The organism is Streptomyces sp. BRA346 (assembly GCF_052851135.1).
On sequence record NZ_JAIWIH010000093.1, the window covers coordinates 1 to 9,534 of the forward strand.

Below are 9,534 nucleotides of genomic sequence, written 5' to 3' on the forward strand. Positions count from 1 at the left end.
CACCTCGCTGGTCTGCGGACGGACCTCCGCCAGCACCCGGGCCAGCTCTTCTTCGATCAGCTCGACGTGCGAGGTGTGCGAGGCGTAATCCACCGCGATACGCCGGATACGAACCTCCGCGGCCTCACACTCGGCCACCAGCCCGTCCAGCGCCTCCGGCTCCCCGGCAACGACGACGGAGGTCGGGCCGTTGAGCGCGGCCACCTCCAGCCGACCCGCCCACCGGGTCAGTCTCGTCTCCACCTCGGCCAGCGGCAGCGCGATCGATGCCATCCCGCCCCGGCCCGCCAGACCATCGGCGATGGCCTGCGACCGCAGCGCCACCACCCGGGCGCCATCCTCCAGCGACAGCGCACCCGCCACACACGCGGCGGCGATCTCGCCCTGCGAGTGGCCGACGACGGCCGCGGGCTCGATGCCGTACGAACGCCACAGCGCCGCCAGCGACACCATCACCGCCCACGACACCCAGCGACGGCGCACCTTCCACCTGGCGCACCACATCCAGCAGGCTCCAGTCCACGAACCCGGAAAGCGCGGTCGCGCACTCCGCCATGCGCTCGGCGAACACCGGCGAGGCATCCAGCAGCTCCACCGCCATGCCCGCCCACTGCGAGCCCTGACCGGGGAATACGAACACGACCCGGTCATCCGCTCCGGCCGCCGTCCCCGTGACCAGTCCGGGAGCCTCCTCGCCCCGGGCCAGCGCGCCCAGCCCGGCGACCAGCTCATCCCGCGAACCCGCGCTCACCACCGCGCGGTTCTCGAACACCGCACGCCCGGACGCCAGCGACCAGCCCACATCCACCGGCGACAACTCCGCGTCGGCCTCGACATGGGCCAGCAGCCGCGCCGCCTGCCCCCGCAACGCCCCGGTGCCACGGCCCGACACCACCCACGGCACCGCCACGGGCGCGACGTCGACCTTCCGCACCGGCTCCGGCTCGGGTGCCTGCTCCAGGATGACGTGCGCGTTCGTCCCGCTCACGCCGAACGACGACACACCCCCACGCCGCGGACGGCCCTCGACCTCCGGCCACTCCCGGGCCTCCGTCAGCAGCTCGACCGCGCCCGCGTCCCAGTCCACCTTCGAGGACGGCTCGTCCACGTGCAGGGTCCGCGGCAGCACACCGTGGCGCAGGGCCAGCACCATCTTGATGACACCGGCCACGCCCGCCGCGGCCTGGGTGTGCCCGATGGTGGACTTCAGCGCGCCCAGCCACAGCGGCTGTCCCTCGGCGCGCCCCTGCCCGTACGTCGCGATGAGCGCCTGCGCCTCGATCGGGTCGCCCAGCGTCGTCCCCGTACCGTGCGCCTCCACCGCGTCCACGTCGGCCGCCGTGAGGCGCGCGTTGGCGAGCGCGGCCCGGATGACCCGCTCCTGCGAGGGGCCGTTCGGCGCCGTCAGGCCGTTGGACGCACCGTCCTGATTGACCGCGGACCCCCGCACCACCGCCAGCACCGGGTGGCCGTTGCGGCGGGCGTCGGACAGCCGCTCCAGCAGCACCATGCCCGCGCCCTCGCCGAACGCCATGCCGTCCGCGGCGTCCGAGAACGCGCGGCTGCGGCCGTCGGGCGCCAGGCCGCGCTGACGGCTGAACTCCACCAGCAGCCCGGGGGTGGCCATCACGGTCGCGCCGCCGGCCAGCGCGAGGGTGCATTCGCCGTTGCGCAGCGCCTGTGCCGCCAGGTGCAGGGTCACCAGCGACGACGAGCACGCGGTGTCCACCGAGACCGCGGGGCCCTCCAGGCCGAAGGTGTACGAGAGGCGGCCGGATACGACACTGGCCGCGATGCCGGTGGCCAGGTAGCCCTCGGACTCCTCGGGGGCGCGCTGGAGGAGGGCGCTGTAGTCCTGGCCGTTCGTCCCCGCGAAGACACCGGTCGTGGTGCCGCGCAGCGAGACCGGGTCGATGCCCGCCCGCTCGATCGCCTCCCACGCGGTTTCCAGCAGCAGCCGCTGCTGCGGGTCCATGGAGACGGCTTCGCGCGGGGCGATCCCGAAGAAGGTGGGGTCGAAGTCGGCGACGTCCGGAAGGAAGGACCCTTCGCGTACGTAGCTCTTGCCGCTGCGCTCGGGATCCGGGTCGTAGAGGCCGTCGATGTCCCATCCCCGGTCGGCCGGGTACGGCACGGCCGTGTCGTCGCCGGAGGCCAGCAGGCGCCACAGCTCCTCGGGGGAGGAGGCACCGCCGGGCAGGCGGCAGCCCATGCCGACGATGACGATCGGGTCGTCGTCGGCGGCGGTCGGGACCGCCGGGACGCGTGCGGCGACCGCCGCCTCGTCCGCCGCGCCGAGGAGTTCAGCGCGCAGGTGGCGGGCGAGCGCGGTGGGCGTGGCGTAGTTGAAGACGAGGGTGGCGGGGAGCGCGAGGCCGGTGGCGGCGGCGAGCTGGTTGCGCAGCTCGATGCCGGTCAGCGAGTCGAACCCGACCTCCCTGAAGGGCTGGTGGGGGTCGACGGCCTTGCCCGAGGCGTACCCCAGCACCTTGGCGGCGCTGTCGCGCACCAGGTCGAGCAGGTGCTTGTGGCGGTCCGCCGGGGACAGTCCGGTCAGCCGCCGGGCCAGGGTGACCCGGTCCGTCGCCGCGGCCCCGGTGTCGTCCCGGGTGACGGCGCGCCGGGTGGTGTGCGGGACCAGGTCGCGCAGCACGGCCGGGATGAATCCGCTGCGGCGCAGCCCGGGCAGGTCCAGCCGGATGGGGACGAGGGTGGGGCGCCCGGCGGTGAGGCCCATGTCGAGCAGCTCCAGGCCCTGTTCGGCGGAGAACGGCAGGATGCCCTCCCGCGCCACCCGGGCCAGGTCGACGTCCCGCAGCCGTCCGCCCATGCCGCCCAGCTCGGGCCCCCACAGCCCCCAGGCCAGGGAGGTCGCGGGCAGTCCGTGGGCGTGCCGGTACCGGGCCAGGGAGTCCAGGAAGCCGTTGGCGGCCGCGTAGTTGCCCTGCCCGCCGCCGCCGAACGGGGAGGCGGCCGACGAGAAGAGGACGAAGGCGCGCAGGTCGAGCCCGGCGGTCAGCTCGTGCAGATGCCACGCCGCGTCGACCTTGGGCCGCAGCACCGCATGCCACTGTTCCGGGTCGAGGGTGGTCACGAGGCCGTCTCCGACGATGCCCGCCGCGTGGACGACGGCCGTCAGCCGCTCGCCGAGGGACGCCACGATGTCGGCCAGGGCGGCGCGGTCGGCGACGTCGGCGGCCACCATCCGTACGGAGAGGCCCAGCGACTCCAGTTCGGCGGCCCACGCGTCGTCCTGCCCGGAGCGGGACACCAGCACCACTTCGGTGATGCCGTGCGCCTCGGCGAGGTGACGGGTCACCAGCCGCCCGAGGCCCCCGGTGGCGCCGGTCACCAGCGCCGCGCCACCGGCCAGTCCCAGGTCGGCGGTGGCGGGGGCGGCGGCGATCTCCGAGCGCCGCAGCCGGGCCACGTACGTACGGCCGTCACGGACGGCGACCCACGGCTCCTCCGCACCGGCCGCGAGCCCCCTGCGCAGGGTCTCGGTGTCGATCCGGTCGGCCTCCAGGAGGGCGAACCGTCCCGGGTTCTCCGCCTGGGCGGAGCGCAGCAGCCCGCGTACGGGGTCGGCCACCAGCTCGGATTCCGTACCGGCGGGGTCCGCGCCCGTCACCACGACGAGCCGGGACGAGGCCGTCCTCGGGTCCGCGAGCCACCCCTGAAGCACCTCGAGCATCCGCTGCCCGACGGTGTGCACGCGCTCGGGCAACGGGCTGCCGGGCTCACCGCCGCCGGGCTCGTACACGACGACGGGCGGCAGCGCCGCGTCGCCGGACATGACGTCGTCGTACGGGCCCCAGTCGTCCAGTGGGTACGCCGGGCCGCCCGCGACCTCGACCCAGTCCACCTGGTACATCGACTCATGGGTGAACGACCGTGCCGCGGCGGACAGTTCGTCCGCCGCCACGGTGCGCAGGCCCACCGCGCCGATGTCGAGCACCCGGGCCCCCGCGTCGTCGACGGCGCTGATCGCCACCGTGTCCTCGCCGGTCGGGGTCAGGCACACGCGCAGCGACCGCGCGCCGGTGGCGTGCGCCCGTACGGCCGACCACGTGTGCGCCAGCAGCCGTTCCCCGCCTCCCGTGGAGCCGCCGTCCGGGGCGCCCGTGGCCGGGGAGAGGACGAGGCCGAGCCGCGCCATCAGGTGCAGCGCCGCCTCCAGCACCGCCGGGTGTACGCCGTACCGGTCGGCGTTGCCGTCGCCCTCCGCGGACTCCGGCAGGCCGACCTCGGCGTAGACGCGCCCCTGGGCCGCCCATGCGGCCCGGACACCGGCCACCTGGGGCACGGGCGTCTCGACCGCGCCCTGCGGGGGCCACGCGGTGAGGTCCGGGGCCGCCGGGTCGGTGTCCCGTCCGTCGTCCCAGGTGGCGAGGGTGCCCGCGGCGTGTTCGCTCCAGCCGTCCTGTTCGGTGCCGCTGCCGGTGCTGGTGCGGGAGTGGACCCGTACGGAGCGGCGGCCCCGGTCGTCGGGCGCGCCCACCGTGAGCTGCACGACCGTGCTGCCGGTGGCGGGGACGGCGAGCGGCGCGGACACGGTCAGCTCCTCGACCACCGGTGTCCACACCTGCTCACCGACGTGGGTGAGCATGTCCACCAGCGCCGAGCCGGGCAGCACCACCACGTCGTCGATGCGGTGGTCCGCCAGCCACGGCTGGGTCGTCAGCGAGAGCCGCGTGGTGTAGATGAGGCCGCCCTGCACCGCGGACTCGACGGCCGCCCCGAGCAGGGGGTGTTCGGCGGCCAGCAGACCAACGGAGGTGACATCGCCGCTGGTCGCGGGGGTGTTCTCCAGCCAGAAGCGGCGGCGCTGGAAGGCGTACGTCGGCAACTCCACCCGGGACCTCGCGGTGTCCGCGAAGGCGGGCTTCCAGTCCACGTCCACGCCGTGCACCCACAGTTCGGCCAGCGAGGTCAGGAACCGGTCGAGACCGCCGTCCTCGCGCCGCAGGGTGCTCACCGCCACGGGGGCGGCCCGCTCGGGGCTCTCCAGCGTCTCCAAGATGCCCATGGCCAGCACGGGGTGCGGGCTGACCTCGACGAACGTGCCGTACCCGCGCTCGCCCAGCGCCTCCACGGTGGACTGGAAGCGCACCGGCCGACGCAGGTTCCGGTACCAGTACCCGGCGTCCAGCTCGGCGGTGTCCAGCGGACCGGCCGTCACCGTGGAGTAGAACGGCACCTGCGAGGCCCGCAGCTCCACCCCGGCCAGGATCTCCGCCAACTCGCCTTCCAGCGACTCGACATGGGCCGAGTGCGCGGAGAAGTCCACCCCTGGGACGTTCCACCGCATCACTCCGGCCTTCGCCAGCACCGTGCCGAACTCCCGCAGCGCGTCCGCGTCGCCGGAGACCACCACGGCGTTCGGGCCGTTCACCGCGGCGACCGAGAGCCGGTCGCCGAACGGCTCGATCCGCTCGCGCACCCACTCCTCCGACGTGACGATCGACAGCATCCCGCCACGGCCGGACAGGCTGCGCTCGATGGCCTGCGCCCGCAGTGCCACCACCCGTGCGCCGTCCTCCAGCGCCAGCGCGCCGGAGACGCAGGCGGCGGCGATCTCGCCCTGCGAGTGGCCCACGACGGCGGACGGCTCGACCCCGTACGAACGCCACAGCGCGGCAAGGGACACCATCACCGCCCACGTCACCGGCTGGAGCACATCGACGCGCTCCAGCGGCGGCGCGCCCGGCGCCCGGCGCAGCACGCTCTCCAGGTCCCAGTCCACGAACGCGGTCAGCGCCCGGCCGCACTCCGCCATCCGGTCGGCGAACACCGGCGCGGCATCGAGCAGTTCCACCGCCATGCCCACCCAGTGCGAGCCCTGGCCCGGGAACACGAACACCACCCGGCCGTCGCCGCCGGCCGCGCCCGGACCGGCCACCACGCCCGGGGCGTCCTCGCCGCGCGCCAACGCGCCAAGACCGGCGACCAGGTGCTCCCGCGAGCCGCCCGTCACCACCGCACGGTTCTCCAGCACCGCCCGGCCCGACGCCAGCGACCAGCCCACGTCCACCGGCGACAGCCGCGGGTCGCCCTCGACCCGGGCCAGCAGCCGCGCCACCTGCTCCCGCAGGGCGTCGGCGCCACGGCCCGACACCACCCACGGCACCGCCACGGGCTCGGCTGTTTCCGCCGTCTCCACCGGCTCCGGCTCGGGCGCCCGCTCCAGGATGACGTGGACGTTCGTCCCGCTCACCCCGAACGACGACACCCCCGCACGGCGCGGGCGGCCGTCGGACTCCGGCCACTCCTGCTCCTCGGAAAGCACCCTGACAGCGCCCGCCGACCAGTCCACCTGCGTCGACGGCTCGCCCACGTGCAGAGTGCGCGGCAGCACACCGTGGCGCAGCGCCAGCACCATCTTGATCACACCGGCCACACCGGCGGCCGCCTGCGTGTGCCCGATGTTGGACTTCAGCGACCCCAGCCACAGCGGCCGGTCCGCGGGGCGCCCCTGCCCGTACGTGGCGATCAGGGCCTGCGCCTCGATCGGGTCGCCCAGCGCCGTCCCCGTCCCGTGCGCCTCCACCGCGCCCACGTCCGCGGCCGATACGCGGGCGTTCGCCAGCGCCTGACGGATCACCCGCTGCTGCGACGGGCCGTTCGGCGCGGTCAGACCGTTGGACGCACCGTCCTGGTTCACCGCGGAGCCACGGATCAGCGCCAGCACCTCGTGGCCGTTGCGGCGCGCGTCCGAGAGCCGCTCCAGCAGCAGCATCCCGGCGCCCTCGCCCCAGCCGGTGCCGTCCGCACCGTCCGCGAACGCCTTGCAGCGGCCGTCGGGCGACAGGACGTTCTGGCGGCTGAACTCCACGAACGCGCCGGGGGTCGTCATGATGCTCACGCCGCCCGCGAGGGCGAGCGAGCACTCGTCGCTACGGAGCGCCTGGACGGCCATGTGCAGGGTCACCAGCGACGACGAGCACGCCGTGTCCACGGTGACCGCGGGGCCCTCCAGCCCGAGGGAGTACGAGATGCGGCCCGAGAGCACCGCCCCGGAGCTGCCCGTGCCCAGGTACCCCTCCAGCTCCTCAGGGATCTCCCGCAGCATCCGGCCGTAGTCGTGGCCGTTCGTGCCCGCGAACACACCGGTACGGCTCCCCTTGAGCGACAGGGGATCGTAGCCCGCGCGCTCCAGCGCCTCCCACGCCGTTTCCAGCAGCATCCGGTGCTGCGGATCCATCGCGAGGGCCTCGCGCGGCGAAATACCGAAGAAGGCCGCGTCGAAATCGGTGACGCCGTCGACGAACGCTCCCTCCCGCACGTAGGACTTGCCGTGCCGGGTGTGGTCCGGGTCGTACAGGTCATCCGCCCAGCCGCGGTCCGCGGGGAATCCGGACACGGCATCGGTGCCGGAGGCGAGCAGGGACCACAGCTCCGCGGGGGTCTTCACCCCGCCGGGAAACCGGCACCCCATGCCGACGATGGCGATCGGCTCCCGGGCCGCCGCGGTGATCTGCTGGTTCTCCTTCCGGAGACGTTCGGTCTCCTTCAGGGAAACACGCAGCGCTTCAAGGATCTTGTCAGGAGACGTACTGCTCATTGCGAACTCCACGCGTGGTCAAGAGGAAAGAAGGGGGAGGCGTTCGAACCGGATTCCGGGTCCAGGATTCTGGGTTCAGAATTCTCATTTCAGGACCCTGGACTCCGGGCTCAGGACCCTGGGATCAGGAATCGACGTTTTCGAATGCCATGCGGAGCAAACTCTCGGCGTCCATCGAGTCGATCGACTCCTCGTCGACCGCCTCCCTTTCGCCCTCGTCTCCTGGAGAGGCCGCGGCATTTCCGTAGTCGGCCAGCCGCAGCAGAATGTCCATGAGGCCCGCATCGCGGAGCCGGGCCAGCGGAATGGACGCCAGTGCCTCACGTACTCCCGCGTCCTGGGACTCCGCGTCGGCGTCCTCGCCGCCGCCCGGGAAGAACAGCTCCCGGAGGTTCTCCGCCAGCGCAAGCGGGTTCGGGTAGTCGAACACCAGCGTCGCGGGCAGCGACAGACCGGTGGCGGCCCGCAGCCTGTTGCGCAGCTCGACGGCGGTGAGCGAGTCGAAGCCCAGCTCCTTGAAGGCCCGTTCGGGGGCGATGGCATCGGCATCGGGGTGCGCCAGCGCCCTGGCCACGTGGGTACGGACCAGCTCCAGCAGAACGTGCATGCGCTCGGCCGGGGAGAGCCTGGTCAGCCGCTCCCGCAGTGCGGTGGCCGAGTCGGCCGCCGCCCCGGGCCCGGCGGGTGCGGTGCTGTCGGGGGCCTCCAGGGCGCGGCGCGCCTCGGGGATCTCCCCGATCAGCTGCGCGGGGCGGACGGCCGCGAGGCGCGGGGCGTAGAGCCCCCAGTCCATGTGGGCCACCGCGACACAGCTCTCGTCGCGGTCCAGCACCCGGTCCAGGACGACCAGGGCGTCCTCGGGGTGCATGGCCTCGAAGCCGCTCTGCTGGGTCCACTTCTCGCGGGTCTCGCCGGTGGCCAGGCCACCGCCGCCCCAACGGCCCCACGCGATCGAGGTGCCCGGCAGGCCGAGGGCCCGGCGCTGCTCGACCAGGGCGTCGAGGTACGCGTTCGCCGCCGCGTAGTTGCCCTGCCCCGGAGCACCGACGGTGCCCGCCATCGACGAGAACATCACGAACAACGACAGCTCGGTGTGGTCGCGCGTCAGCTCGTCCAGGTGTCGCGCCGCTTCCGCCTTGGGCCGCATCACCTCCGCCAGCCGCTCCGGCGACAGCCCCTCCACGACACCGTCGTCCAGCACCCCGGCCGTGTGCACCACGCCGGTCAGCGGCGGCAGCTCGCCCAGCGAGCCCAGCAGCGCGGACAGCTCGCCCCGGTCGGCCACATCACACGCCGCGACGGTCACTCCGACACCGGCCTGTGACAGCTCGGCCTGAAGCTCGACCGCGCCCGGTGCGTCCAGACCGCGGCGGCTGGTGAGCACCAGATGCTCGGCCCCACGGTCCACCAGCCAGCGGGCCACATGACTGCCCAGGGCGCCCGTGCCGCCGGTCACCAGCACGGTTCCGCCGCCCTGCCAGCCGCGATCGGCGCTGGCCGCCCCTCCGGCGCGTACCAGCCGCCGTCCGAAGACACCCGAGGACCGCACCGCCACCTGGTCCTCGCCCTTGGTCGCGGCCAGTACCGCGCACAACCGCTCCCCCGCACGCGCATCCACCGTCTCCGGCAGATCCACCAGGCCACCCCACAGATCCGGGTGCTCCAGCGCCACTGCCCGCCCGAAGCCCCACACCTGCGTCCGGGCCGCGTCCGTCAGCTGCTCGGTCCGCTGCACCAGCGCGGCACCGCGGGTGGCGCACCACAGCCGCGTGTCGATGTCGGCGCCGATCAGCGCCTGGGTCAGGCCCAGGGTTCCGACCAGCCCCGCCGAGACGCCCCCGCCGACCGGATGCGGCGACTCGTCCAGCGCGAGCAGCGACACCACCCCCGCCAAGGGCGCTCCATCCGCAACCCCCGCCACACGCTCGGCCCACTCCTCGCCACCGGCCACGGCCTCCAGCGTCACCACC

At 74.0% G+C, this 9,534-nt stretch carries 1 protein-coding gene and 1 pseudogene; both read right to left on the reverse strand.

Annotation, left to right across the window (positions count from 1 at the left end; all coding sequences use genetic code 11):
- Positions 1-7,564: pseudogene (locus tag LCH29_RS43240) on the reverse strand (type I polyketide synthase); the annotation flags it as partial.
- Positions 7,565-7,688: 124 nt separating this feature from the next.
- A partial coding sequence (locus LCH29_RS43245; RefSeq protein WP_446467171.1) for a beta-ketoacyl reductase occupies positions 7,689-9,534 on the reverse strand: 1,846 nt, incomplete at its 5' end.